General features: G+C 68.4%; 23 protein-coding genes and 1 pseudogene. 13 read left to right on the forward strand and 11 right to left on the reverse strand.

Annotated features, from left to right (window positions below; genetic code table 11):
• Positions 1–30: 30 nt before the first annotated feature.
• Together GIY23_RS11020 and GIY23_RS11025 are read right to left on the reverse strand one after the other, a co-directional pair.
• Positions 31–1,212, reverse strand: a complete 1,182-nt coding sequence (locus GIY23_RS11020) for a macrolide family glycosyltransferase (protein ID WP_154076565.1) — start codon at positions 1,210–1,212, stop codon at positions 31–33.
• 110 nt (positions 1,213–1,322) lie between these two features.
• On the reverse strand, positions 1,323–2,951 hold the full coding sequence (locus tag GIY23_RS11025) for an MFS transporter (RefSeq protein WP_228717658.1): 1,629 nt from the start codon (positions 2,949–2,951) through the stop codon (positions 1,323–1,325).
• A 230-nt stretch (positions 2,952–3,181) separates the two neighbouring features.
• Here GIY23_RS11025 and GIY23_RS11030 point away from each other — a divergent pair, with 230 nt between their 5' ends.
• The 3 genes from GIY23_RS11030 (at position 3,182) to GIY23_RS11040 (ending at position 4,853) form a co-directional block, all read left to right on the forward strand.
• Positions 3,182–3,745 (forward strand): TetR/AcrR family transcriptional regulator, encoded by a 564-nt coding sequence (locus GIY23_RS11030; protein ID WP_228717659.1) that lies wholly within the window; start codon positions 3,182–3,184, stop codon positions 3,743–3,745.
• Between the two features lie 125 nt (positions 3,746–3,870).
• Positions 3,871–4,215 carry an ArsR/SmtB family transcription factor gene (locus GIY23_RS11035; protein WP_154076567.1) on the forward strand — a complete coding sequence of 115 codons (345 nt, stop codon included), beginning with the start codon at positions 3,871–3,873 and terminating at the stop codon, positions 4,213–4,215.
• Entirely contained in the window at positions 4,212–4,853 is a 642-nt protein-coding gene (locus GIY23_RS11040) for an SRPBCC family protein (protein ID WP_154076568.1), read from the forward strand. Before GIY23_RS11035 ends, GIY23_RS11040 begins: the two co-directional genes overlap by 4 nt.
• Before the next feature lie 378 nt (positions 4,854–5,231).
• Here the strand turns inward: GIY23_RS11040 and GIY23_RS11045 are convergent, their stop codons facing one another.
• Positions 5,232–6,074: a DUF899 domain-containing protein gene (locus GIY23_RS11045; RefSeq protein ID WP_154076569.1), complete on the reverse strand. Its 843-nt coding sequence runs from the start codon at positions 6,072–6,074 to the stop codon at positions 5,232–5,234.
• A gap of 88 nt (positions 6,075–6,162) precedes the next feature.
• Here GIY23_RS11045 and GIY23_RS11050 point away from each other — a divergent pair, with 88 nt between their 5' ends.
• Positions 6,163–6,675 carry a winged helix-turn-helix transcriptional regulator gene (locus tag GIY23_RS11050; RefSeq protein ID WP_154076570.1) on the forward strand — a complete coding sequence of 171 codons (513 nt, stop codon included), beginning with the start codon at positions 6,163–6,165 and terminating at the stop codon, positions 6,673–6,675.
• A gap of 238 nt (positions 6,676–6,913) precedes the next feature.
• On the opposite strand, the gene GIY23_RS11055 is transcribed toward GIY23_RS11050, so the two are convergent.
• Positions 6,914–7,204: an EthD family reductase gene (locus GIY23_RS11055; RefSeq protein WP_154076571.1), complete on the reverse strand. Its 291-nt coding sequence runs from the start codon at positions 7,202–7,204 to the stop codon at positions 6,914–6,916.
• A gap of 683 nt (positions 7,205–7,887) precedes the next feature.
• On the opposite strand from GIY23_RS11055, the gene GIY23_RS11060 reads away from it, so the two are divergent.
• From GIY23_RS11060 to thrS, 3 genes are all read left to right on the forward strand, one after another.
• Positions 7,888–8,754: an NmrA family NAD(P)-binding protein gene (locus GIY23_RS11060; RefSeq protein WP_154076572.1), complete on the forward strand. Its 867-nt coding sequence runs from the start codon at positions 7,888–7,890 to the stop codon at positions 8,752–8,754.
• Positions 8,755–8,884: 130 nt separating this feature from the next.
• On the forward strand, positions 8,885–10,216 hold the full coding sequence (locus GIY23_RS11065) for a YjiH family protein (protein WP_222850283.1): 1,332 nt from the start codon (positions 8,885–8,887) through the stop codon (positions 10,214–10,216).
• Between the two features lie 206 nt (positions 10,217–10,422).
• Positions 10,423–11,640 (forward strand): threonine--tRNA ligase, encoded by a 1,218-nt coding sequence (gene thrS / locus GIY23_RS11070; RefSeq protein ID WP_154076573.1) that lies wholly within the window; start codon positions 10,423–10,425, stop codon positions 11,638–11,640.
• Positions 11,641–11,740: 100 nt separating this feature from the next.
• Here thrS and GIY23_RS11075 read toward each other — a convergent pair whose 3' ends face one another.
• Together GIY23_RS11075 and GIY23_RS11080 are read right to left on the reverse strand one after the other, a co-directional pair.
• Entirely contained in the window at positions 11,741–12,163 is a 423-nt protein-coding gene (locus tag GIY23_RS11075) for an AAA family ATPase (protein WP_222850284.1), read from the reverse strand.
• 329 nt (positions 12,164–12,492) lie between these two features.
• A complete protein-coding gene (locus tag GIY23_RS11080; protein WP_154076574.1) occupies positions 12,493–13,335 on the reverse strand; it encodes a PhzF family phenazine biosynthesis protein in 843 nt (280 codons plus the stop codon).
• A 173-nt stretch (positions 13,336–13,508) separates the two neighbouring features.
• Here GIY23_RS11080 and GIY23_RS23295 point away from each other — a divergent pair, with 173 nt between their 5' ends.
• Positions 13,509–13,937, forward strand: a complete 429-nt coding sequence (locus tag GIY23_RS23295) for a M20/M25/M40 family metallo-hydrolase (protein ID WP_323847494.1) — start codon at positions 13,509–13,511, stop codon at positions 13,935–13,937.
• A 60-nt stretch (positions 13,938–13,997) separates the two neighbouring features.
• On the forward strand, positions 13,998–14,750 hold the full coding sequence (locus GIY23_RS23300; protein WP_323847495.1) for a peptidase dimerization domain-containing protein: 753 nt from the start codon (positions 13,998–14,000) through the stop codon (positions 14,748–14,750).
• Positions 14,751–14,781: 31 nt separating this feature from the next.
• On the opposite strand, the gene GIY23_RS11090 is transcribed toward GIY23_RS23300, so the two are convergent.
• Positions 14,782–15,654 carry an alpha/beta fold hydrolase gene (locus GIY23_RS11090; RefSeq protein WP_187352097.1) on the reverse strand — a complete coding sequence of 291 codons (873 nt, stop codon included), beginning with the start codon at positions 15,652–15,654 and terminating at the stop codon, positions 14,782–14,784.
• A gap of 142 nt (positions 15,655–15,796) precedes the next feature.
• Between GIY23_RS11090 and GIY23_RS11095 the strand changes: the two genes are divergently transcribed.
• Positions 15,797–16,201 carry a nuclear transport factor 2 family protein gene (locus GIY23_RS11095; protein WP_187352098.1) on the forward strand — a complete coding sequence of 135 codons (405 nt, stop codon included), beginning with the start codon at positions 15,797–15,799 and terminating at the stop codon, positions 16,199–16,201.
• An 81-nt stretch (positions 16,202–16,282) separates the two neighbouring features.
• On the opposite strand, the gene GIY23_RS11100 is transcribed toward GIY23_RS11095, so the two are convergent.
• Positions 16,283–17,098, reverse strand: coding sequence for a TetR/AcrR family transcriptional regulator (locus GIY23_RS11100; RefSeq protein ID WP_154076577.1), 816 nt, complete (start codon positions 17,096–17,098; stop codon positions 16,283–16,285).
• A gap of 119 nt (positions 17,099–17,217) precedes the next feature.
• Here GIY23_RS11100 and GIY23_RS11105 point away from each other — a divergent pair, with 119 nt between their 5' ends.
• From GIY23_RS11105 to GIY23_RS23400, 3 genes and pseudogenes are all read left to right on the forward strand, one after another.
• Positions 17,218–19,992, forward strand: coding sequence for a DEAD/DEAH box helicase (locus GIY23_RS11105; RefSeq protein ID WP_154076578.1), 2,775 nt, complete (start codon positions 17,218–17,220; stop codon positions 19,990–19,992).
• Entirely contained in the window at positions 19,989–21,164 is a 1,176-nt protein-coding gene (locus tag GIY23_RS11110) for an SWIM zinc finger family protein (protein ID WP_154076579.1), read from the forward strand. Before GIY23_RS11105 ends, GIY23_RS11110 begins: the two co-directional genes overlap by 4 nt.
• A 48-nt stretch (positions 21,165–21,212) precedes the next feature.
• A pseudogene (locus GIY23_RS23400) lies at positions 21,213–21,458 on the forward strand (oxygenase MpaB family protein); the annotation flags it as partial.
• On the opposite strand, the gene GIY23_RS11120 reads toward GIY23_RS23400, so the two are convergent.
• The 3 genes from GIY23_RS11120 to GIY23_RS11130 all read right to left on the reverse strand — a co-directional run bounded on the left by GIY23_RS11120 (position 21,421) and on the right by GIY23_RS11130 (position 24,605).
• Positions 21,421–22,368: a tyrosine-type recombinase/integrase gene (locus GIY23_RS11120; RefSeq protein WP_228717660.1), complete on the reverse strand. Its 948-nt coding sequence runs from the start codon at positions 22,366–22,368 to the stop codon at positions 21,421–21,423. The pseudogene GIY23_RS23400 and the gene GIY23_RS11120 sit on opposite strands and share 38 nt — an antisense overlap.
• A 227-nt stretch (positions 22,369–22,595) precedes the next feature.
• Entirely contained in the window at positions 22,596–23,786 is a 1,191-nt protein-coding gene (locus GIY23_RS11125) for an MFS transporter (protein WP_154076580.1), read from the reverse strand.
• 36 nt (positions 23,787–23,822) lie between these two features.
• Positions 23,823–24,605 (reverse strand): inositol monophosphatase family protein, encoded by a 783-nt coding sequence (locus tag GIY23_RS11130; RefSeq protein ID WP_154076581.1) that lies wholly within the window; start codon positions 24,603–24,605, stop codon positions 23,823–23,825.
• Between the last annotated feature and the right edge of the window lie 174 nt (positions 24,606–24,779).

Consider the following 24,779-nt stretch of genomic DNA (forward strand, 5'->3'; position numbering starts at 1 on the left):
CCAGAAGCGAGGTGGGTGCTGCGTGGACGGTCAGGCCAGGGACGTCTCGAGGGCGTCAGCCCCGGCGACGGCACCTCCCTGGGCGCGCACGGTGTCGCGCATCGCCGCGACACTGGAGCGGATGTGCTCGTCAGCACCGACGTCGTCGACGAACTTGCGCAGTACGCCGGCGTCTACGTCGTCCGGAACGCGCCGGCCCAGCCCCAGTTCCTCGACACGGCGGGCGTTGGCCTCCTGCTCAGGCATTTGCGGGACCGTGACCAGCGGCACGCCGTGGTACAGCGACTCCATGGTGGAGTTCATGCCCGCGTGCGAGAGGAACACGCTCGCCCGTTCCAGCACCGCCAGCTGCGGAAAGTACTGCCGCACCTCGACATTCGTCGGGATCTCGCCGAGATCGGACGGAGCAACCGACTGTCCGACACTGATCGCCACCTGCCACGGGCTGTCGGCGAAAGCTTCGAAGCACATCCGGTAGAACTCCGGGCGGTCGTTGAACAGCGTTCCCAGCGAGATGTACAGCAGAGGGGACTCCGCTTCCGCGGGCTGCCAGGATTCGGAACGACGCCGGCTGCCGAAGGCGGGGCCGAGGAACCGGAACCGGTGGTCGAAGGTCTCGGCGGCGATCTGGAACCGCTCGGGAATGAACACCAGGTTCAACGATGCCGGTGGGGGCGGAAACATCTGCTGTGTCTGGTTCAGCCCGTAACTGGCGGTGAAACGCCGCATCTCGCCCAGGATCTCGGTCAGTGCCGGGTGTTGGAAGTCGAAGGAGGTCGGCAGTAGCTGCTCGTGCAGCGAGAACCGTTCGTTGGCGGCGAAGCTCGGCAGCAGCGCCACATCGGGGACGTCGAGCGATTCGGCCAACATCCGGCCCGCCAGGGCCAGCATGTCGGCACAGACCGCGTCGGGCAGGTCCGCCGTGAACTGCGTGAGCAGGGTGGGCAGGCTCGTCCGGGCGTCGGTGAGCTGCTTGCGCATCATCTCCGCGAAGTGCTCGGCGGAGATCTGCCCGGCGGCGGACCGTCCCGGAGGCGGCTCCATCGGGAGTGTCACACCAGTGGCACCGGCGGCTTCGACGGTCGGGATCAAGGCCGCACCGGTGGCGTAGCTGACCCGATGGCCGCGTCGAGTCAGTTCCTCGACCAGCGGCAGAGTCGGATTGACGTGCCCGTGAGCGGGTGGGGCGACGAAGGCGAAATGCCGGTGCATGGATCCTCCACTGACGGATTTCTCGGGTACGTCCGGGCATCTTCGCGTCCGGTCGTGTCCGTTGTGGACGATGGTTCCGGCCGCTACCGCGGTAACCTGCTGCAGGTGATCTATTCCTCGCGTCTGTCCGAGCCCGCGCTGCTCACGGCCTGCGGAGTCCCGTGGGGCAGGAAGAGCCAGGTGACAGCGGCGGCGACCAAGATCAGTGCCGCGCCGGCCAAGTAGGCGATCTGGGAGCCGTGCATCCAGGCATTCGCCACTTCCCGAGCGAGAGCGTCACCGCGCTCGCCCTGCCCGGCGGCCACTTGCATCCCCCCGGGCAGGGACGCGGTCGCAGCCTCTCGCGCCGCCGCGGGCAGCCCCACCAGAGAATCGTGCAGCTCAGCAGCGTAGCTGCTGCTGAGTACGCTTCCGAGGATGGCCACTCCCAGCGAGGCGCCCACCTCTCGGGTGACGTCGTTGGTGGCCGAGCCCATTCCGGCGCGCTCGCGCGGCACATTGGCCATGAGCTGGTCGGTGGCCGGTGCCATCGCCAGCGACATGCCTGTCGACGTGGCGACCAGCGGGACCAGCAGATGCCAATAGCCGGACTCCACGTCCAGAGTGCTCAGCCCCGCCAGCCCCAGGCCTGCGAGGAGCAGGCCTGTCGAGATCGTGGCGCGTGGACCGAACCGCCCCACGATGCGGGCCACCTGCGGGGCCACGAGCATCATCATGATCGACATCGGCAGCATCGCCGCGGCGGCCTGCAACGGGGTGTAGCCGTAGACGATCTGGATCGTCTGGCTCAGCGCGAAGAACACGCCGATCATCGCGAAGAACACCAGTGTCAGCGCCAGCGCCGAGGCGGAGAAACCGCTGCTGCGGAACAGCCGCACGTCCAGCATCGGGTCGGCGGCTCGCCGCTCCCAGACGACGAAAACGGCCGTCACCAGCAACCCGACGGCGACCATGATCAGCGTGCGCGGGGCGGTCCAACCGACGTGCTGGGCCGAGATCAGCGCGTAAACCACGAGCGTGATTCCCGCGGTCGACAGCAGGGCCCCGGGTATGTCGAGGCCGCCGTGTCCGTCTCGGCGACCGACGTGCGCGGGAACGTAGCGGATTCCGGCCACTACTGCCAGCACCGCGACGGGCACGTTGATGGCGAACACGGATTCCCAGGAGAAGTACTGAAGGAGCACCCCGGCGATCACCGGGCCGAGTGCGCTGCCCGCACCGGAGACCGCCGCCCAGATTCCCACCGCTCGAGTGCGTTCCCCGCTGGGGAAGACCGTGGTGAGGATGGACAGCGTCACCGGCATGATCATCGCACCGCCGAGGCCGAGCAGGCCGCGGGCGGCGATGAGCTCGGCACTGGAGCTCACGAACAGCCACACGTACAGCGAGACGGACCCGAACAGCACAAGCCCGGCCTGCAGCATGCGTTTTCGACCGTAGCGGTCGGCCAGTGCCGAAGTCGTGAACAGCAGCCCGGCGAACACCAGAGCGTAAGCGTTGGAGAACCACTGCTGATCCGCGGTGGAGGCTCCGAGGTCCCGGGAGAGGAACGGTAGCGAGACGCTGAGCGAGGTGTTGGCCAGCATGGTGACCAACAGCGCCAGGCACAGCACCAGCAGCGTCATCCACCGTCGCCGGTAGACCACCGCCTCGATTCCTTCGGCCAGGGCACCGCGCTCCCCAGTGGTCGGCTGCCGCGCTTGCCCCTCGGTCGGTGACTCCGCTCGGCCTCCGGGCACGTTTCCTCCTCGCAAATCGCCGCCCGACCATAGTGGCAGTCCTGCCGAATTGACACTACTGCCACGATGGCATCGTGGCAGATGACACAGTCGACCCGCGCCCACGGCGAAACGAACGTGGCGAAGCTGGCCGCCGAGAAACCGGAGCGGAGCACGCCGGCGCCGCGAACACAGCAGTGTCAGGTCGGCGCGAACGCCGGGCCGCCCGAACACGAGCAGACATCGAGGAGGTGGCCCTGAGTCTGTTCACCGAGCACGGGTTCGAGGCCACCACGGTGGAGCGGATCGCCGAAGCCGCCGACATCTCCCCTCGGACGTTCTTCCGGCACTTTCCGAGCAAGGAAGCGGTCCTGTTCGGTGATCTCCGCCGCGAGATGGCACGGGTGCGGGAGATCCTTGGTTCACGCCCGCCGGACGAACACCCGTTGCGGTCGCTGACCGTGGCGACACTCGACGTGACAGACCGGATGGAACCGGACCGAGCGCAGCACCGGATGCGTGCCGAGTTGCTGAACGCGCGACACAACAGCGTCGACTATGAGCTCCACCTGCTGCGGCAGCAGTGGGTGCAGGAGCTTGCGGAGCTGGTCGCCGAACGCCTCGACGTGGACGCGGCGACCGACGCCCGCCCGAATGCCTGGTCAATGACCCTCGGATGCTGTTTCGGGTCGGCCATGCACGCCTGGCTGACCCGCACCGACGGCACTCCGTTGCGAGAGCTGTTCACGGAGATGCTCGACGAGACCGCGCGCGGCTTGGGTCAGGCAGCTCAGGTGGCCGTCTCCGCCCGGTGAACCGCTCCCCCGGCGCCGGGACTCGCCGCACGACACGGTCGGGCACGCGGTCCGGGTCCCTGTGTCGAGCCTTGGCGAGAAAATCAGTATTGACTTATATAAGCCGAGCATGAAATATAGCCGGTGTGCATGCGCTCGACGTTCTTGGCGATCCCGTCCGGCGGCGGCTTCTCGAGCTGCTCGCTGACGGGGAGCAGCCGGCCGGGGCTCTCGGGGTGACGGTGAGCGCTGAGTTCGGCATCTCCCAGCCCGGGGTTTCCCAGCACCTCAAAGTGTTGCGCGAGCAAGGCTTCGTTGCCGCTCGGTCCGAGGGCACCCGGCGTGTGTATGCGGTGCGGACCGCGCCCCTGCGCGAGGCCGACGAATGGTTCGCGCGCTTCCGCGCGTTCTGGGAGCCCCATTTCGACGCACTGGCCACCGAGATCGCACGCGGGAAACGTGACCGGCGCCACGAACAGGAGGAATCATGATGGACATCCCCCGTGAGATCGGCGCGACGCACCGCGCTCTCGGCACGCGGACGCTCCACAGCGATGTCGTGCACACAGTCACGCTGGCGCGCACGTACCCGACCGACGTCGACGACCTGTGGGCGGCGTGCACCGAGCGGGAGCGGTTGCAACGGTGGTTCCTCCCGGTCCACGGCAACCTCCATGTCGGTGGGAACTACCAGATCGAGGGCCAGGCAGGCGGGACGATCACGGCGTGCCGGCCTCCGCACGCCCTCGACGCGACGTGGGAGTACGGCGGCGAGACCAGCTGGATCGAGCTTCGCCTGCGGCCCGAAGGGGAGCACGCGCGCCTGGAGCTCACGCACCTTTTCCACACCGACGACGACATCTGGCCGCGCTACGGGCCGGCCGCGACGGGCCTCGGGTGGGACTTGGGATTGATCGGGTTGGCCTGGCATCTCGACGACGGCGGGAGCCCTCACGGGGAGGCTGACGAGTGGGCCGCTTCCGCCGAAGGAGTCGCTTTCCTCACTGCTGCCGGAGACGCGTGGGTGCCCGTCACTATCGCGGCCGGATTCGACACGGACGACGCGCGTGCGCGTGCCGGCCGAACGGTCGCCTTCTTCACCGGCGCCGAGGAAGCCTCGGACGCCTGAAGGGTTGTGCCCGGGGCATGACCTGCACTGCGCGGCGCCGCCGCGCTCGTGATCAGACGGGCGTGAGTTCGTAATGCAGCCGGACGACGGGAGCGGACCAGAGCCGCACGACGCGGTCGGTTCTGGGCACGTGCTCGCTGTCGAGGTCAAGGTGAAAGGACTCGCGGGGCGCGTTCGCGGCCGGTCACGGTCACGTAAGCGCCGTCGTCACCGAAGTCACCGCCTGGAGAACTCAACCGCAGGGAGCCGTCGGATTCCGCGCTCGTCTCCCGAAAGACCTGAACGTTTCCTGCGTGCAGAGGAAACGCCACGTGCACGCTGGGCTGCCGCGTTCCGCCGTCGTCGCGGTGGTGTCGTTCGGCGAAACGCTCTCGCAGTTCATGGACTGCGTCGAGGACCGCCTGCCGCCGACTTGTGTTGGCAGTGACAGGTGTCGTACTCGTCGGGCAGGCGCATCGCCGGGCCGCCGACCTGCAGTCCGAGCGGGGCCGCGCGTCCCGTGGGCTCCTCCCATGCCTCTTGGCGGCCGAGCGCGGTCAGGTCGAGGTAGGGGTTTCCGTTGTGGAACTGCTCGATGCCGCGGCCGAACGTGGAGTAGGTGTGATACACCTCGTCCTCGACCTGAAGGAACGCACTGATGCCCGGATAGTCGCCACGCATCTCCTCGCTCCACGGCATTCCCGCGTCGGCCAACTCGCCCTCATTGCGGTAAAACGCCTGCACCGGTGCGACCCGGTCGTCCACTGTGGCATGGAAGTCGTAGTTGAAGTCGCTACCAGTCGAGGAATACCAGGGAAATGTCCAGCCCATCCGCTGCTGGTAGGTCGCGAGCTTGTCGTACGGCGCCCGCGTCACGGCGACGAGCGTGGTGCCGCGCACGTGCAACTGTCGCAGCTTGCCGATCCCGTCGGCGCCGGAAGAACAGCTTGAGCAGCCGGTGTCGCGAGGATGCTCGACCCCGCCGGCGTCGACGTCGTAGGTCCACATGAAGTGATGCATCACCAGCTGGGGCCTGCCCTCGAACAGGTCGAGGAGACCGACCTCCCCGTCGGGACCCTCGAACCGGTACTCCTTGTCCACCCGAACCATCGGTAACCGGCGTCGGGCGGCGTTGACCCGGTCCCGCGCGCGGGTCAGTTCCTTCTCCTCGGCCAGCAGCTGCTTGCGGGCCGCCAACCACTCCTCGCGGGAGACCACCTCGGGCAGGTTGTTCGTACTCATCGCCACTCCAAACCGATGCACTTTTGCAAGTAGACAGAAGCTAAGGCATACTGGTCTTAGTATGCAACCGGTTTGGAGGTGAGGGCGGATGCGGAAGGACTCGCGGTCGCAGTGCCCGATCAACCTGTCGCTGGAGATCCTCGGCGACCGCTGGACCCTGCTGGTCCTGCGCGACATCATCTTTACCGGCGCCCGGCACTTCCGCGAACTGCTCGACGGACCCGAGCGGATCTCGTCGAACATCCTCGCCGACCGGCTCGACTCACTCGTCGAGCACGGCATGCTCACCAAGGCCAGCGACCCCTCGCACAAGCAAAAGATCACCTACAGCCTCACCGAGCAAGCGATAGACCTGGTGCCCGTTCTGGTCCAACTCGGCTACTGGGGCACCCGCTACCTCCCCGTCACCGAGGCGTACACAGCCCGCGGGGAAGTCCTTGCCACCGGCGGTGATCCGCTGGTGCAGACCTTGATGGACGAACTCCGCGAGAACCACCTCGGGCCACACGCGCGCCACGCACCAGTACCGGACGGCCCCACCGTGCTCGCGCAAATGCAGAACGCCTACCAAGCTGCACTCGACCGCACAGCCGGCACCTGACGCGGATTTCCACGCAGCTGATTCGGGGCAAACGGCTCAGGCGAGTTCGTAGCGGATGGTGCGGTTTCCCCACCAGGGCACGGTGGTGTCGGCTGGTAGGTCGGCTCGGCGGAGCACGGGGACGCGCCGGTCGAGACGGACGGTGTCGGTGCCCGGGTCATGAGCGAGGTTGGGGCAGGTCGGCAGGAGGGGCCTCTGCCCGTTTGCCGCGAGCCGGAGCTCCGCGCATTCCTCGCCCCTATCTGACAACGTCTCCCATGACCACGTCGGGGCGCACGTTGGTGTAATTGGCGACATCAGCCCTGATCTCGGCGCCCTTCTCGGCCATCGCCGCGCCGAACGCTTCGGCGCTAGACACGAGCGCCCACCCGATCGACTCGTACGGGCCGCTGGTGATCCGGTCGGCACCCCAGCCCTGACAGTCGTCGCCGAGCGCGGCGGCGAGCATCGGCATGTGCGTCGACGTGTAGTAGTCCATGTCAAATGTCGACTCGTCGGTCTTCGGATAGAGGAACGTCACCCGGATCATTCGCAGAGTGTCGCATGCTGATCGGGCTGGCCGTTACCCGAATTCCGCCCTATAGGCCCAAAGGCGCCAAGCCCCAACCTCCCCGCAGCTCTGGAGCAATCCGCCCTGGTCGGCTCTGGCACCCGGCAGGGCTCCCACGCCTCGTTAGCTGGCGTCGTCGGTCACGGCGCGGAGCGGTTTCGCTCCGAGAGTCGTTGTCGGCGCTTGTCGTCAACCCGCTCACCGAGGTCGCCCAGGTTGACCGGCGAGACGACTGTGTGGCCCCTACCGGTCACCCCAGGGCAGCGGCTCACCCTCGACGAAGTGACCGCGGCGCGCGAGGCATCGTGAGCTTGGCATGATCGACCCTTTCGTCCTACCCACCGCCTACGCCCCCGACGGTCCAACCCGTGACGTGGTCGCGGCGCGCCTGGCCACCGGCGATGCCTTATTCGCTCCTGCCCACGCGGAGGGTCGTGTCCGGGTTGCGCGGGGCATGGCCCGACGCCGCACGCTGCCGTACCCGCCGGCGAGTCGAACGGCGGGACTCGAGTGCTCGACCCAGGCGAAAATCGCTCGTCCCCGCCATCGTGACGGTGCCATTCATCCAGGCATGGCCCTCACGGCGCGCGGGTTCGCCGCTGCTCTGTCGGTCCCCCGGCGCACACTCTCCTCCTGAGTGCTGCGGGTGTCAGGAGGATCGAATGATCGTGGTTACCACTCCCACCGGACGAGTGGGGTCGCGAGTGGTCCGGCTGCTGGTGCAAGCCGGGGTGCGCCCGAGAGTGCTACTGCGAGACCCGAACACACTTGACGCGGCGATCAGAGCCGAAGTCGATGTCGTGCAGAGCGATCTCACCGACGCCGAATCCGTGGTGCGCGGTACGCGCGGCGCCGACAGTCTGTTCTGGGTGAATCCGGCTACGCAGGACGACGACCCGGTGGCCGCACACGCACACCTGGGAGCCAACGCGGCGCGGGCCGTGGTCGACAACGGCATTCCCCGAACCGTGTTCCTGAGCAGTCTCGGGGCGGAGAAGCGATCTGGAGCCGGGGACATCGACGGCCTCGGCCGCACCGAGGAATTGCTGGACGCCACCGGTGCGAGTGTGGTGCATCTGCGCTGCGGCTACTTCTTCTCGAACTTGCTCATGGAACTGGATGGGCTGCGTGCGGGAGTCCTGGGTACGCCGTGGCCGCTGGACCATGCGATGCCGTGGGTCGATCCGCGCGATATCGGCGACGTCGCGGCCGCGCGACTCCTCGCGGATCGCTGGACGGGGCGCGTCGTCCAGGCCGTGCACGGGCCTGCCGATCTCACCTTTCGCCAGGTCGCCGCGATTCTCACGCGCGTGCTCGATCGCAGCGTGACGCCCGCCCACCTGGCGCAGCACGAGTTTCGGGCGGGGCTGCACGGCGCCGGCCTGAGTGCGAAGCAGGTCGAGGCGGTTGCGGGCATGTCCGAAGGACTGAGCGGCGGATTCGTGCCGGAGAACAAGCGCAGTGTGCGAACGACGACTCCGACCACGCTGGCCGCTTGGGCGCAGACGGAACTCGCACCGGTGTTGTGAAGCCCGGCAGACGAACCGACGGCTCATCGTCTGGGATACGAGACAGTTCCGGCGTGTGATGCGTTCCACCGGTACCGCGCGGCGTGCCACGGTCTGCGGACCTCGACGCACCCGGAGAGCGGAGGACACGGTGACGGAGCGCCAACAGGACCTTGAGACGTCCACGCACGGCTCGATCGCGGCCCCCATGTGGAAGTTCGTGGTCTACAGCGCGATCGGCGCGTTCGTGTTCTTCGTGCCGATCGAGATCGGTGGCGAGAGTTCGATCCTGCTGGATCACATGGTCACCGGGCTGCAGGCGGTGGTTCCTGGCCTGCTCCCCTACTACGCGCTCGCGTTGATCCTGGCAGGGGCCCTGCATCCGATGGTCACGGGCACATGGCGGCGTTCGCGCGTGGATCTCGTGTTCTCGGCGTTCAAGCTCGTCGGGCTCGTCGTGGGTGTGATGCTCGTTTTCGGCGTCGGGCCGGGGTGGCTGTTCGCGCCGGACATGGGTCCGTTCCTGTTGAACAAGCTGGTCGTTCCGGTGGCGGTGCTGGTGCCGCTGGGGGCGGTGTTTCTGGCCCTGTTGGTGGGTTACGGACTGCTCGAGTTCATCGGCGTGCTGGTGCAGGGTGTGATGCGTCCGGTGTGGAGGACGCCGGGTCGTTCGGCCATCGACGCGGTCGCCTCGTTCGTGGGCAGCTACTCGCTCGGGCTGCTCATCACGAACCGGGTGTATCAGGAGGGCAAGTACACCGGTCGTGAGGCGGCCATCATCGCGACGGGGTTCTCCACGGTGTCGGCGACGTTCATGGTGGTCGTCGCGACGACGCTGGACATGATGCAGTTCTGGAACCTGTACTTCTGGACCGCGTTGGCGGTGACGTTCGTCGTGACAGCGGTGACCGTGCGGATGTGGCCGCTGTCGTCCATTGCCGACCGCTACGTGGACGGCACGGTCCCGCAGCGACAGGAGCCGCTGCGACGCGGACGGGTCCGGCTGGCGTGGCAGGAGGCTCGCCGCACGGTGGCGGGCGCTCCGTCGCTGGTCCGCAACGTGGGTGCCAGCGTGCGCGACGGTGTGCTCATGACGATCGCGATCGTGCCGTCGATCCTGTCGATCGGGCTGCTGGGTCTGGTGCTGGCGACCTACACGCCGGTGTTCGAGTGGCTCGGCTACGTGTTCTACCCGGTGACGTGGGCGCTGCAGTCGCCGGAGCCGATGCTGCTCGCGCAGGCCACCGCGGTCGGGATCGTGGAGATGTTCCTGCCGTCGCTGCTGGCGGCCGGTGCGCCAATGGCCGTGAAGTTCGTCGTCGCGGTGGTGTCGGTGTCCCAGATCGTGTTCTTCTCCGCCTTGGTGCCGTGTATCGCGGCCACCCGCATTCCCATCTCGATCACACAGCTCGTGGTGATCTGGTTCGAGCGGGTCGTGCTGTCGCTGATCCTGACGATCCCACTGGCGTTGTGGCTGTTCTGACCCGGACACGCATCCAGAGGCGGGAAAAATCAGCGGACACGGTGCGGGGCGGCTTGCTACGGTCCGGGCATGCAGCGTGCTGTGGAGACGACGACGCCGGAGACGGTCCCGGCGCGCTGACGCTTGTCTGATTCACCTGAGCCCGGGGCGAGTGCCCCGGGTTCCTCTCGTGTCGTGCCTCGCTCCCCTGCTGGAAGGAGCGTGTGATGCACGACCACCGCAAGCTCGGCCGCGAGCTCGAGTTGTTCGGCACCGACCCGCAGATCGGTGCCGGTCTGCCGTACTGGCTGCCGGCCGGTGACGACCTCAAACGTGCCGTGGAGGAGTTCGTCCGGGACCGCGAACGACAGGCGGGCTATCGGCACGTGTCGTCGCCAGTGCTGGGCAAACGCGCACTCTACGAGCGGTCGGGGCACGAGCAGCACTACCGCGACGACATGTTCCCGCCCATGCGGGTCGGGGGCGAGGAGCTGGTGTTGCGGCCGAGTCTGTGCCCGCATCACGCGGTGCTCTACCGCTCACGGTCGCGTAGCTACCGCGAACTGCCGGTGCGGTTCGCGGAGTTGGGCGCCATGTTCCGCGCGGAACGTTCCGGTGTCGTGAGTGGATTGAGGCGGGTGCGGGCGATGCAGCTCAACGACGGCCACGTGTTCTGCGCGCTCGACCAGGTCGCCGGTGAGGTGCGGGCGTGTCTGGGGCTGATCCGGGAGGCTTACGCGGCGATGGGCATCGAAGCCGCGGCCTATCGGTTGTCGCTGCCGGATGCGAGCGGCAAGTTCGTCGCGGACGCCGCGATGTGGCAGCGGGCGAACGCCGTGCTGCGCGACGCCCTCGTCGAGTCCGGTGTGGACTTCGAGGTGGCCGAGGGCGAGGCGGCGTTCTACGGGCCGAAGATCGACGTGCAGGTTCGGGACAGTGCGGGGCGGGAATGGACCTTGTCCACCGTGCAGGTCGATTTTCACCAGCCACGCCGTTTCGACCTGCACTACGTCGGTGCCGATGGGGCACGTCACCGGCCGGTGATGGTGCATCGTGCGATCGTCGGCAGCATCGAGCGCATGGTGGCGCACCTGCTGGAAGTGCATGGTGGGGCGTTGCCGCCGTGGTTGGCGCCGGTGCAGGTGTTGGCGCTGCCGGTCTCCGAGTCGGAAGCGTCGGCGGCGTACCGGTTCGCGGATCGCTGCGTGCGGGCCGGGCTGCGGGCCGAGGTCTCGGAACAGGGCAGCCTCGGCGCGAGAATCCGCACGGCGCGTCTCGTGCCGTATCAGGCCGTGATCGGCCCGAAAGAGGCCGTCGCTGAGTCCGTGGCGGTGCGGCTACGAGACGGCCGGAAACTCGATCCGATGCCTGCCGGGGCCTTCGTGCACGCTGCGGCCTCCCTCACCGCCGAGCACGAGATCCGGTTGTGGCCGACAGGGGCGTGAGTCTTTTTGGTTGCTATAGCCACCAAAGAGGCTCACGCGTTCTGTATCCGGGAGTGAACGCCGCGCTCGTCTTGGTGGAGCGCAGGCATCGCGTCCGTGCTCATGTTTCCGTGGCTGCCCGGAGGTGCTGTACGGCGTCGTCGGGGTCGAGGGTGGCGGTATCGATGACGACCCGGTCCCGAGTCCAGGGTGTGTAGTCGCGGCTGGTGATCTGTTCCCAGGTCGGCTTGGTGAGCCCGGGAACGTCAACCGTCCGTTCCTCGGCTCGCCGACGATGTTCGGCCACGTCGGAGCAGAGGATCTCGACCTCGACGACACGGGCGCCGGTGCGAAGTCCTGCGTCGCGCCACGCATCGCGACTCTCCTGGAGGGGGTTCACCGACTCCGCCACCACGTCGAGGCCGTTGCGCAACTGGTCGCTCGCCACGCCGTAGCCGACTTCGTACCCGGGCGGCGAATCCCAACCGTTGGACGGTTCCGCCGCCCCTTCCGCGCGGCGGATCGCGGTTTCGATGCTGTCCACGCGCACCTAGGCGGCGCGCAGGTCCCGGGTCAACCTCTGGGCGATCGTGGTCTTGCCGGCAGCAGGAAGACCGCCGATGACGATCAGGCCCGCTGGACCGGGTCGTTCATGGAAGACATCCCGGGAGGCTACCGGGATCGCGACACACCGTCCGGCCCTTGTCCGGCCATGACCGCTGGTTACAGGAGCGAGAGAAGCATCACCACCTCGTCGCGCACGCTGCGGTCTTACTCGCCGAGGACCACGAGGCCGGTTGTGGCCGACAGGGCGTGAGCCTTTTTGGTGCCTATAGCCACCAAAAAGGCTCACGCGCTGGTGACGTGGCTGGGTCAGGCAGGGATTGGGCGGGCGGCTCCGGTGACGCTGACCCGATCATCCGGGGCGAGCTGCACGAGAAGCTCGGACGCGGCACCCATGTCCTCGCCCTGCCACACGGTGAGGCGCTCGGCTTCGGTCAGGTCGCCGAGTTCACGCAGGTAGGCACCGAACGCCGCGGCGGCCGCCCCGGTGGCGGGGTCCTCGCGCACCCCACCAGGCGGGAAGGGGTCGCGAGCGCGCCAGCGGTGCGAGGTGTCCTCGCAGACGATCTGCACGGTCGTCCACGCGTGCTGGGCCATCAGCGTGTCCAACAGGTCGTAGTTGTAGTCGAGCTCGGCGAGGGCGCGGCGCTCGGCGAGGACGAGCACCGGGTGGTCGTTACCGGCGTTGGCCACTCGCGGCGGCCACGCTGGATCGAGGTCGGCGGGCGTCAGCCGCAAGGCGGTCAGCAGCCGGGTGAGGTCGTCCCCGGGCAGAGGCCGGACGGTCGTGGGGACGCTGGTGAGCGTCGCACGCAGCACACCGTCGTCACCGGTGTTCGTGGTGACGTCGATGGCACCGGCGGGTGTGCGGAAGGTGAGTGTTCCGGTGCCGACGCGTTCGGCGCGCGCGACGGCCGTGGCGATCGTGGCGTGCCCGCAGAAGGCGACCTCGGCTTTCGGGCTGAAGTACCGCAGCGGCAACGCCCCGTCCGGGTCCGGTATCGGCGTGAGGAACGCCGTCTCGGAATACCCGATCTGGGCGGCGGCCGCCAGCATCGCGGCGTCGTCGAGGTCGGCGGCGTCCAGCACGATCCCTGCCGGATTGCCGCCGTGGCCGTCGCGGGTGAACGCCGCGTACCGCAGGATCTCCATCCGGCTGCCTCTCGTGTGATTCGGTGTCCTCCCGAACGGTATGTCGCGAGTTCCGCTTTCGGCAGGTCCCGTCGCGCTGCAGTGCGGGACGCCACGATCAGACGCACCATGGCTCTCGGCCCGGCTCGGCCACCGACCGGGTCCGCACGGTTCGACCGTTCGACGGGAGAAGAATGCAGGGCGATTCGCGTGCGTCGGCCGTGCTGGCCGACCTGGACGGCATCCGAGACTGGCAGGAGCAGTTCTACCGGGACCTGCACTCTCATCCGGAGCTCTCGCACCAGGAACACCGCACCGCCTCGGCCGTCTCGCGGCGACTCGACGAATGTGGCTACCAGGTCCACGAGGGCGTGGGCGGCACCGGCGTCGTCGGTGTCCTGCACAACGGAGACGGGCCGACGGTGCTGTTGCGTGCGGACATGGACGCACTGCCCGTCCGCGAAACGAGCGGGCTGTCCTACGCCAGCACCGTCGTCACCGACGAGACACCGGTCATGCACGCGTGTGGGCACGACGTGCACGTCACGTGCCTTCTCGGGGCCGCACAACTGTTGGCCGCGAGCACCGGGCAGTGGACCGGCACGGTGCTCGCGGTGTTCTAGCCGGCGGAGGAAGTCGCCGACGGCGCCCGGACAATGGTCGACGACGGTCTGACTGAACTCGTGCCGCGACCGGACGTCGCACTCGGCCAGCACGTCCTGCCGATGGCGGCCGGTCGGGTCGCCACCCAATCCGGTCCGACGTTGGCGGCCGCCGACAGCACGCGCATCGTCGTGTACGGACGCGGGGCTCACGGGTCGATGCCGCAGTCGGCGATCGATCCCGTCGTGCTCGCCGCCATGATCGTCGTCCGGCTGCAGACCGTGGTGGCCCGCGAGATCGCACCCGGCGAGCCGAGCGTGCTCACCGTCGGCAGCATCCAATCGGGAACCAAGAGCAACATCATCCCCGATCAGGCCGAGATCCAGCTCAACCTGCGCACGTACAGCGATCAGACCCGTGCGTCCGCGCTCGAAGCGATCGAACGAATCACCCGCGCCGAATGCCAGGCGTCGAACTCGCCCCGGGAACCGTCCTTCGAGCTCTTCGAGCGGTTCCCGGTCACCGACAACGACCCGGCCGCCACCCGGCGGGTCGCCGAGGCCTTCACCGGCTTCTTCGGCGACCGCGCGGGCGCATTGGGCCAGTGGGCCGCCAGCGAGGACTTCAGCGAGCTCGCCGACGCATTCGCCGTCGCCTACACGTACTGGGGCATCGGAGGTATCGATCCGGACGTGTTCGACCGCGCCGCGGCGGCGGGGCTTGTGGACCAGGAGATCCCGGCCAACCACTCGGGCGACTTCGCACCGGTGATCCAACCGACCCTGACCACCGGGACCGAGGCCCTGGTCGTCGCCGCTCTCGCGTGGCTCTAGCTGCGCCGGGCCGTTGGGACGCTCGCGGCGTTCAGGGGGTCACGTCGCGGACGAGTGCGGCGAGGTCGTCACGCACGAGCGCGCCGAGGCTGTGGCCCTCGCCGTCGACGAAACGCGTGTCGACGTGCGGCAACGCGTCACGCATGGCCTCGGCCACTGCGATGGGCACGTTCGCGTCCTCGGTGCCGTGCCACAGGTGCACGGGTGTCGCGACGTCGGCGAGGTCGAATCCCCATGGCCGTGTGAACATCACGAGTTCGTCGGCGGCGCTGCGCCCTCCGTCCTGCAGTGCCTCGCGGGCCGCCGGGACCAGCAGGTGTGCGACCAGCGGCCATGCCCGCTGGTCCGGGTCGGGCAGACGACCGCGCATCGACTCTGCCCAGCGCTGCGGACGCGTGCGCACCTGGCGGGCAAGCATCCGCATCTGCAGCCGCAGAAGCCACGGGGCCCGTTGCGCGAGGGTGATGAGCACGCGGTTGTCCCGTTTCATCCCGGCGCGCACGCTCGGATCTTGGGCCGGTCCCAGTCCCGCGACCACGACTGTTGCGTGGAGCCGGTCGGGAATGCAATGGGCCACGGCGAGGGTGTGCGGGCCGCCGCCGGACTCCCCTGCCGCGACGACCCGCTCGAACCCGAGGTGGTCGAGCAGTTCGGCGATGTCGGCGGCGTAGCCGGGAAGGCTGCGGTGCGGGTCCCGGTCGGAGTGACCGCAGCCGGGCTTGTCCACGGAGATCCACCGCACGTCGGCTTCCCGCGCTGGTGCGTGGTAGAGGCCTCCGGCGAGCCCTGAGGCGGGTGTGCCCGGGGTGTAGACACAGGGCACCCCGTCGGGTGCGCCGAACTCGTGCCAGGCCAACCGACGTCCGTCCTGCAGTGTGATGCTGTCCCGCTGTGCGCGCGCCATGGACCGATGGTGCGCGCGCATGAGCCTCGGTTCAACGGGCTTTGCCGTGGGCGAACGTTCCACTGTGGAGGCGCTCAGGCGCGGATAGACTCGCGGCCGGTACCGGACGGGACACAGCTCGTGGGGTCCCACTCTCGACGACGTGCGGGGTTCGACCATGCTCACTGCCGACGACCACATCGCGATCCACCAGACGCTCGCCGACTACGGGCACGTCGTCGACGATCACGATTGGGACCGCGCCGAGGACGTGTTCACCACCGATGTGGTGTTCGAGACCGGCGGGTCCGACGGCAGGGTGTTGCACGGTGTCGCCGACATCGTGGCGACGTTCAAAGGGCGCAACATGTACGCGCACGTCACCACCAACACGACGCTGCGGGAGGAAGCCGACGGGCTCGTGCACGCGCACAGCAAGTTCGTCGGTTTCCCGAACGAGGGCCCGCCGGTCACGGGCGACTACCACGACGAGATCGTCCGCACGGCCGCCGGTTGGCGGCTGCGGTATCGGCGCGCCGAGGTCCGGGCCCGCAAGTTCTTCGACTGAGACTCCCGCAACCGATGGGGCGAACGGCACTTTCGCCCCACGAGACGAGGCGAACGTGCCGTTCGCTCGGAGGAGAGCGGTCTAGCGACGGGAGTGCAGGAGCGTCTCGACTCCGTCGAGGATGCGGTGCAGCCCGAACTCGAAGGCGTACGCGGCGCTCTGTGCCGCGCCGTGGGCTTCGCCGACAGCCTGTCCGACGCGAGCGGCCACCGGATAGCGCGCGCTGTCGAAGAACGTCTCCAGCAGGGGAGCACGCGCGTCCCACCACTGCGCGTCGCTTTCGCCGCTGCTGGTCACCGACTGCCGGGCGTCGAGATCGACGCGCGCGACGCTCTGGACGTGGCCGAGGACGAGGGTCAGTACCGCGTCCATCTCGACGTCGGTGAGCCCGATGCCGTCCAGGCCGCGGATCTCGTGGTCGTACTTGGCGAGCTCACCCGGCCCGAGCACAGGCCGGCCGGTGACCAGCCGCAGCACCCACGGATGCCGCTGGTACAGGGCGAGGTTCTCGCGGGCCACGTCCTCGAGGTGTGCGCGCCATCCGCCGTCGGCTCGCTCGGGCCCGGCGGTCTCGGCGTAGGCAGCGTCGAGCATCGCTTCGAGTAGCTCGTCCTTGCCGGGCACGTAGGTGTAGAGCGACATGGTGCCGACGCCGAGTTCGGTGGCCACGCGGCGCATCGACAGCGCGTCGAGGCCGTGGGCGTCGGCCAGGGCGATGCCGGTGCCCACGATGCGATCGACGTGCAGTTCCGGCTTGTTCTTGCGGCTGGCGCGTTCGTCGGTGCGCCAGAGCACCCGCAGTGCGCGTTCGGGGTCGCCGCTGCGTCCGGCGGGCGGTGCGGGGGCGGCAGGGGCCCCGGGGGCGTTCCCGCTCCGGGGGTGTGAGTCCGCTGTCATCGTGGACGTGACCGTACCAAGTAGCACTTTCGTACACCGTACGGTACGCTGGTCGGCCGGTCGACGCAGCCGGTGATCGACCGTTTCCGGCCTCAAACACGAAGGAGTGCCGCCCGCCCATGACGGTGCTGTCCCCGGTGAACACGGATCGCTTGCTCGGCTGTGCGGCACTGTTTGCCTCCGCTGCTCCCCCGCGTCACGGCCGTGTCGCCTTCACAGATCCCCCCTCGGACGTGGGCCACACCGCGACACTGCCGCGGGTGACCGCCACCGACCACGGAGTCGGCGTCCAGGACGTCGCGGTGGCGTGGCTGCCGATCGCGCAGGCCTTGCCGGTGCTGCTGCGCGCCCGCCACGAGGCTCGAGCGCATCCGGCCGCGGCCTTCTGGGGTGCCGTGGCCGCCGCCGCGCTGCACATGGCCGCGCGCGGACGTCTGCGCCCCGGAGTGTCCAACGAGGACGTCGACGTGTGGCGACCGGGACCGTGGGACGCCGAAGACCTCGAACGGATCGACGCGCTCGCGGCCGCCATGCCTGCCGAGGCACGGGCGATCCCGGTGACCCGGGAACCGCTACGGGTGCCGCGCGCACGCACGTTGGTGCTCGAGTTCGTCGACGCCGTGATCGACACGCTGCCCCGTACCCCGGCCGCGGAGCTGCTCACCGGCACCGCCGCGTTCGCCTGCTCGGAGGCCACACCGGTTCCGCAGCTGCGGGAGTGGGCGCAGGCGATGGAGCCGGAATCCGGCGTGCGGGTGTCCGTGCGGCTGGAGATCCCCGGTGGTGTCCACGAGTGGGCCGACGATCCGAGCACACCGTGGCGGGCCGCGCCGCAGGTGCAGTCCCTTGCCGATCCCACTCAACTCGCCGAGGCCGCCGAGGTCTACTACGACGCCGACGGCCGGTGGACCGCGCAGGACCGGATCGAGACCATGCGGGCACTGCAACGCGCCGCACGCGCATGGGATCCGCTGCGGCGGGCACTGCGGGCCGCGGCCCCGGAACCGGTCACCGCGGACCCGGACGAGGTCGAGGACCTGTTCACCGGTGCAGCCGACCGGCTCGGCCAGGCGGGCGTCGAGGTGCACTGGCCGCGTGAACTCACCGCGTCGGTCACGGCCGGGGTGCGGCTGTCCACACCGACCGATGTGCACGGGTCGTTGCGAGCCGACGAGTCCGTGACGGCGAGTTGGCACCTGCGGATCGACGACCACGACCTCACCGCCAACGAACTGGACACGCTCGCCGCCACGCATCAACGCGTGGTGCGGCTCCGTGACCAGTGGGTCCTCGTGGACCCGGACATCGCGGCCAAAGCCGCGCACCGCACCCTCGCGCCGCTGTCCCCCGCACAGGCCGTCGCCGCGGCGTTGACCGGCACCGTGCACGTGGCGGGCGCTGCCGAACCCCTCGCGGGCAGTGACTGGCGAGAACGGGTGCGCGAACGACTGGCCGAGTCCGCCGATCGGGAACCGGTCGACCAGCCGCCGGAGCTGACGGCGGACCTGCGCGACTACCAGCTGCACGGGCTTCGTTGGTTGGTGCGGATGACCGACCTCGGATTGGGGTGCTGCCTGGCCGACGACATGGGCCTCGGAAAGACGATCACGCTCGTCGCCCTGTATTTGCACCGCCGCCGCCAGGCGGGCGGGCCGATGTTGGTCGTGTGCCCGGCCTCGGTGCTGGGAAACTGGGAACGCGAACTGCACCGCTTCGCACCCGGCACGCCGGTGCGCCGGTTCCACGGTCCCCACCGCAGCGTCGACGATGTCGAGGACGGGGTGGTGCTCACCACCTACGGCACGATGCGCCTCGACGCCGACTCACTCGCACGAGTGCCATGGGATCTCGTCGTCGCGGACGAGGCACAGCACGCCAAGAACCCCGCAGCGGCCACCGCGCGCGCCCTGCGGCGAATCCCCGCCGCCGCCCGGGTGGCGTTGACCGGCACGCCGGTGGAGAACAACCTCACCGAACTCTGGGCGCTGCTGGACTGGGCCACCCCCGGTCTGCTCGGCACACTCGCGCAGTTCCGCGCCCGCTACATCGAGCCCGTCGAGGTCGACCGAGACCCGGAGGTCACCCGTCGGCTCACCCAGCTGACCGGTCCGTTCCTGCTGCGGCGACGCAAGACCGACCCGGGCATCGCCCCGGAACTGCCACCCAAGACCGAAACCGACCATCCGTTGGCGCTCACGCCCGAACAGATCGGACTCTACGAGGCGGTGGTGCGCGAGACGATGCAGCAGATCCGCGCCTCCGACGGCATGGCCCGTCGCGGCTTGGTGATGAAGCTGTTCACCGCGCTCAAACAGATCTGCAATCACCCGGCGCAGTACCTCGGCGACGACCGCGAGCTGCGGGGGCGTTCCGGCAAGCTCGACCTGCTCGACGAGCTCGTCGACACCGTCGTCGCCGAGGACGGCGCCATGCTCGTGTTCACCCAGTACGTCACGATGGCGCGTCTGCTCCGCCGCCACCTGCAGGCTCGCGGACACACCACCGAGCTCCTGCACGGCGGCACGCCCCTCGCCCGGCGTGAGGCGATGGTGCGCCGGTTCCAAGCCGGACAGATCCCGGTTTTCCTGCTGTCGTTGAAGGCGGCAGGCACCGGACTCAACCTCACCCGCGCCGACCACGTCGTGCACCTCGACCGATGGTGGAACCCCGCCGTGGAGGACCAGGCCACCGACCGGGCACACCGGATCGGTCAGGACCGTCCCGTGCAGGTGCACCGACTGATCGCAGAGGGAACCGTGGAGGACCACATCGACGAGATGCTGCGCGGCAAACGAGACCTCGCCGAAGCCGTCCTCTCCGGTGGCGAGGCGGCCCTGACCGAACTCTCCGACGATCAACTGGCCGAACTCGTCGACCTGCGAGGTGCCGTGTGAGCGACGACGCGCAAGTGTTCACCCCATTCGCCCCGGTGCGTTCGCGCAGCAAGAACCTCGCGCGGACCTGGTGGGGCCGCGACTGGATCGACTCGCTGGAACAGGCTTCGCTCGATCAACAGGAGCTGACGGCCGGACGCCGTATCGCCCGCAGTGGAACAGTCGGCCCGATCGCCGTCGGTCCGGGTCACGCGGCAGCCACTGTGGACGCTCCGGACGGTACTTTTCGTGCTGTGCTGCGGTGGGCGCCCCTTCTCGACCGGGACTGGACGCGTGTGCACGACGTCGTGGCTCGGTCGGCCGGACATGTCGCGGCGCTACTCGACGGCGAACTGCCGGCCGAACTAGTCGACTCCGCCCGCGACGCAGGTCCCGCGCTGATGCCGGAGATCGGCGACCTCGACCCGGACTGCGACTGCCCGGGCTGGGAACACCCGTGCCGGCACGCCGCCGCACTGGCCTATCAGGTGGCGTGGCTGCTCGATGCCGACCCGTTCGTGCTGTTGCTGATACGCGGCCGCGCACGCACGGAGCTACTCCGGCAGTGGCAGCACACCCCGCGCGCCTCCGAACCGGCGACCGCCGCACGTGACGACGACGCCGCGGAGGCGTTCTCCGCCGACACCGACGTGCTCCCACCCGATCCCGTCGCTCCTGCCGAACCGGCGCACCCGCTGGTCGTCTACGACACCGCCACCATCGAAGCGGCAGCTCTGCGCCGCTTGGCCACCCACGCCGCGCACCGAGCACGGGAACTGCTCGCCGACCCCGCCGACGTCGACCGTGACGGCGACCTGGTGCGCCTTGCCGCGCAGTTCCCGGACGATTTGGGCCGATGGCAGGCCGCGGCCCGGAACGAATGCGATCTGCCCAGAGCGGTGCGCGCATGGGAACTCGGCGGTGAGGGTGGACTCGACGTCCTGGAGGACACCTGGACACCACAAGCACCATGGTGGGTGCGGGCCTGCACCGAGTTGGCGGACGCGGCCATCGAGGACGGGCTCGCCGATCCGAGGGTTCAGGACAACCAGTGGACCTCGGAGACCGTGCAGCTGCGATGCCACCGCGACGGCCGCTGGTTCGGATACCGGTGGCAGGAGAACCAGTGGTGGCCCGTGACGCGGCCGGATCGCGACCCCGTCACCGCGTTGGCGGCCACGATGCAGCAGTGACCACCTCGACGAGCGTGGCGACTTCGAGGACCCGCTCGACGACATCGCCGAGCGCTGCCCCACGCGCGACGCGACGCGATCTACACCTCGGCCGCGCCACTGGGGACGACGTTGCCGGTTCCACGGTCACTGTGGCCGGCCGACGTGCAAGCCTTCGACCGGTACTGGAACGAGACGCTCGGCACCGTCCGTCTCGGGGGACGGCCGGAATACGACAGAAAGGGGCCGCGCGCCCGCATAAACGCTGGTAGAAGCCCTACCCGCGACGGCGGGGACTGGACAGGGTTTCGGTAGCTTGGTGGACGGCGGCGAGGCCGGGTTTGACGTAGCGCTGCACCGAACGCAGGCTCTTGTACCCGGTCTTGGCCATGATGACGTTGGCCTCGCCGAGGTGAGTGGCCGAGGAGTGGCGAAGTTGGTGCAGCCGCAGCCCGTCGCCGTAGTGGGCGAGCAGGACGCGGGCGCGGTCGTAGCCGAGGCGGACACGACCGGTTTCGGGGCAGATGTCGCGCAGGTCGGTGGTGGCGCGGCGGTACGAGCCGGGCCGGTGTTCGGACAGGAACAACGGGCCGCGCTCGCGGCCAGCGATGAGCCTGGGAAGCAGGTGCGCGGTGTCGGTGCCCCAGGTGATCCACATGATGTCCCCACCCTTGGTGGTGATCTTGGCCTGCTTATTGGGCAGGCCCAGATCCTGGATGTTCAGCGCGAGCACCGCGCTGGTACGGGAGGCGGACTCGTAGCGCATTCGCCACAGCGTCTTTTCCCGCAGCGGCACGTCCCGCCGACGGCAGAGCCGGTCGATCCGGGACCGCGAGACGGCCTGGGTGTCGTCGTTGTTCTCTCGCTGCCGCTCCACTGTTGCCGGCAGTGCCGGGGTGGCCCAGTTCTTCTTGTCGGCACACCAGGCCAGCCAGGAGCCGACCGCAGCGCGGTTGCGGTTCCAGGTTGCCGGTTTGATCTTGCCCCACAGTTCCGTGAGCGCATTGTCGATCTCGGTGTCGGCGACCTCGGCCAGGGCGCGGTCTGTACCGAGCTGATCGGCAACTCGGTCGAGTACGCCTGCGTAGGCGCGCAGCGTGTTCGGGTTGTCCTTGATCTTCGGGGTGTCGAGGAAGGCGTCGATGGCGGCGCCGACGGTCGGCCCGCCCACCGCCTTCTTGATCGCTGTACCGCGGTGTCGACTCTCCAGGCTTGTGACGGTCACCGCCATCACCACATCCGTCCCGATCGACCTACCGGATAACGTGCACGAGTCGCGCTGTCGGCGGTGCGGCTTCCGCGCTGGTCACCGATCCTCGTTGTGGAGCAGTCTACCGGATAATCGGCCATTATCCGGTAGACAAAACTCCTTGATCGAGGCCACTGACAAACGGGAACGCAGAGTGCTGCGGGGGTCACGGGCGGTACGCCAGATTGGGCGTGGTTGACCTGTCAACGGTCGCGCACGAGTCCCGACGTGTTCTCGGAGCGCACGGTCAGGGAGATGACAAGTCCTGTTATAGCCGCGGCCAAGGGTAGGGCGAAGACGGCTGTCAGCCCGGCGCTCTGAACTGCACCGCTGGTTGCAGAGCCGAGCGAGTTGCCGATAAGGGTGATCGTGACAACCCAGGCGAACGCTTCGGTTTTGGTTCCTTCGGGCGCCACCTCGCCGATGATCACGAATCCGCAGGCCAGCACGGGTGAGAGGAAGAGCCCGGCCATGCCCATGAACACGATCATGAGTGCGGGAGCGGGCACTGTCAGCAGAGGTAGGTAGCAGAAGGCCAAGCCGGCGAAAAGTACCGGCAGTTGCGCTCCGGGGCTAGCAGGCCACGTCCGAGAGCCATAGATGAGCCCTCCGATGAGCGCGCCCGCAGCGTGGGCCCCCAGAAACAGCCCCGACATGTTTCCGGAGGCTGCGTTCGCTTCGGCGACCATCACGGTGGCAAGGCTGAAGACCCCCAGGGCGAATCCGACGCCCCCGAGACTGAGCAGGGTCTTGCGCAGTTCCCCCGAACGCAGCGGGCCGACCCAGGAACGGGCTTCGACGTGGCTGGGCTGCCACTGTCGAACCGGACGTGCGCGCACGAACAACAGGGTGCCGACGAGCGTGGCACCGCTCACGCACCACAAGGCCAGGGCCGGCGAGGTGGCCGCCGCGATCACCACCACGAGCAGGGGCCCGACGACGTACACGATCTGCTGCAAGGAGGCGTCCAGCGAGTATGCGGCGGCGACGAGCCGTTGCTGTCCAAGTAGTTTTTCCCACAGGCTCCGCAGGCAAGGCTCGAGCGGTGGCGTCAACGATCCGGCCAGGATGACGGCGCCGGCCGCGAGGAGCGGGGAGGCCGATCCCAGTGTTAGGAACACGAATCCAGCTGCTGACCCGAACGCCGATGCGATCAACACGCTGGTCTGACCATGCTTGTCCACCAGGCGGCCCAAGAGGGGCCCGCCGATGGCGGTGGCGACGGCGAACAGGCCCACCAGTAGCCCGACCTGTGCATACGGCAGGTGCTCGCTGCGCAGGAACAAGGCGATCGACAACGGTCCCATCCCGTTCTGAAGCCGCCCGAGGAGGTTCGTCGCAAGCAGGTATTTCGTGTGGGGTTGTGCGAAGCAGTCGCGGTAGGGATGCCCCATGTGGATCCTAATCTTGTGTCGTGGCGGGTGTGGTGTTCACCGCGCGAGCAGCCTCAGAGCCGACTCGTGGAGCAGTGCGTTCGACGACAGCGCGTTGCCGCCATCAATGGTGTTCGACCCGGACAGGTCCGTGAACCGGCCGCCCGCTTCTTCCACGATGATCTTCAGTGGGGCCACGTCCCAGGCATTGACAATCGGGTCGGCTGCAAGGTCGAGCGCTCCCTCGGCGACCAGGCAGTGTGACCAGAAATCGCCATAGGCACGGTCCTCCCAGCACGCATCGACCAGCGCGAGGTAAGACTCTCGGTTGTGGAATTCGGGCCAGGTGCCCAGGTGCGAGCTTGACACGATGGCATCGTCCAACTGCGACACCGCCGAGACCGTCATCTGGCTGTCCCGGTTGTCCTGACCACGAACGTAGGCACCGTGTCCACGCCCGGCCCACCACCGTCGGCCCAGCATGGGAGCACTCACCGCTCCTGCTACCGGCTGACCTCTGTCGAGCAGGGCCACCAGGGTTGCCCAGACTGGCAGCCCGCGCAGGAACGCTTTCGTTCCGTCGATCGGGTCGATCATCCAGGTGCGTCCCGTCGTGACGGCACCACCGCCTTCCTCCCCGACGACGGTGTCGTCGGGGCGTTCCCGCGCCAGAATCGTCCGTATCTCGTCCTCGACGGCGATGTCGGCATCACTGACCGGAGTCCGGTCGGGTTTGCGCTCGACACGAAGGTTCTCGGTACCTACGCGGGAGGTCGTGATCGTGTCAGCGGCGTCCGCAAGCAGCGCCACGAGCTTCATATCGGAGGAGTCGACATTCATGACTACTCACGTTGCCATATTCGCCGCTGCGGGTCATCCAGTAATCAGCTAAACGAACATCACGTTAACAGCAGGGCAAGTCTTCACAGTTTCCCAGCGGTAGGCAGCTCAACAGGCAAAATCACCCGCGGTGATCATCCCGGGTTAGCGTGGCACACGATCGGAGGTTGGGTT

Source organism: Allosaccharopolyspora coralli, assembly GCF_009664835.1.
GTDB classification, from domain to species: domain Bacteria; phylum Actinomycetota; class Actinomycetes; order Mycobacteriales; family Pseudonocardiaceae; genus Allosaccharopolyspora; species Allosaccharopolyspora coralli.

Excerpts from the sequence above, each read along its gene's own strand:
- GIY23_RS11020 (WP_154076565.1), bottom strand. The coding sequence starts at position 1,212 with ATGCACCGGCATTTCGCCTTCGTCGCCCCACCCGCTCACGGGCACGTC.
- GIY23_RS11040 (WP_154076568.1), top strand. The coding sequence starts at position 4,212 with ATGATGGACATCCCCCGTGAGATCGGCGCGACGCACCGCGCTCTCGGC.
- GIY23_RS11045 (WP_154076569.1), bottom strand. The coding sequence starts at position 6,074 with ATGAGTACGAACAACCTGCCCGAGGTGGTCTCCCGCGAGGAGTGGTTG.
- GIY23_RS11050 (WP_154076570.1), top strand. The coding sequence starts at position 6,163 with ATGCGGAAGGACTCGCGGTCGCAGTGCCCGATCAACCTGTCGCTGGAG.
- GIY23_RS11055 (WP_154076571.1), bottom strand. The coding sequence starts at position 7,204 with ATGATCCGGGTGACGTTCCTCTATCCGAAGACCGACGAGTCGACATTT.
- GIY23_RS11060 (WP_154076572.1), top strand. The coding sequence starts at position 7,888 with ATGATCGTGGTTACCACTCCCACCGGACGAGTGGGGTCGCGAGTGGTC.
- thrS (WP_154076573.1), top strand. The coding sequence starts at position 10,423 with ATGCACGACCACCGCAAGCTCGGCCGCGAGCTCGAGTTGTTCGGCACC.
- GIY23_RS11080 (WP_154076574.1), bottom strand. The coding sequence starts at position 13,335 with ATGGAGATCCTGCGGTACGCGGCGTTCACCCGCGACGGCCACGGCGGC.
- GIY23_RS23295 (WP_323847494.1), top strand. The coding sequence starts at position 13,509 with ATGCAGGGCGATTCGCGTGCGTCGGCCGTGCTGGCCGACCTGGACGGC.
- GIY23_RS11090 (WP_187352097.1), bottom strand. The coding sequence starts at position 15,654 with ATGGCGCGCGCACAGCGGGACAGCATCACACTGCAGGACGGACGTCGG.
- GIY23_RS11100 (WP_154076577.1), bottom strand. The coding sequence starts at position 17,098 with ATGACAGCGGACTCACACCCCCGGAGCGGGAACGCCCCCGGGGCCCCT.
- GIY23_RS11105 (WP_154076578.1), top strand. The coding sequence starts at position 17,218 with ATGACGGTGCTGTCCCCGGTGAACACGGATCGCTTGCTCGGCTGTGCG.
- GIY23_RS11125 (WP_154076580.1), bottom strand. The coding sequence starts at position 23,786 with ATGGGGCATCCCTACCGCGACTGCTTCGCACAACCCCACACGAAATAC.
- GIY23_RS11130 (WP_154076581.1), bottom strand. The coding sequence starts at position 24,605 with ATGAATGTCGACTCCTCCGATATGAAGCTCGTGGCGCTGCTTGCGGAC.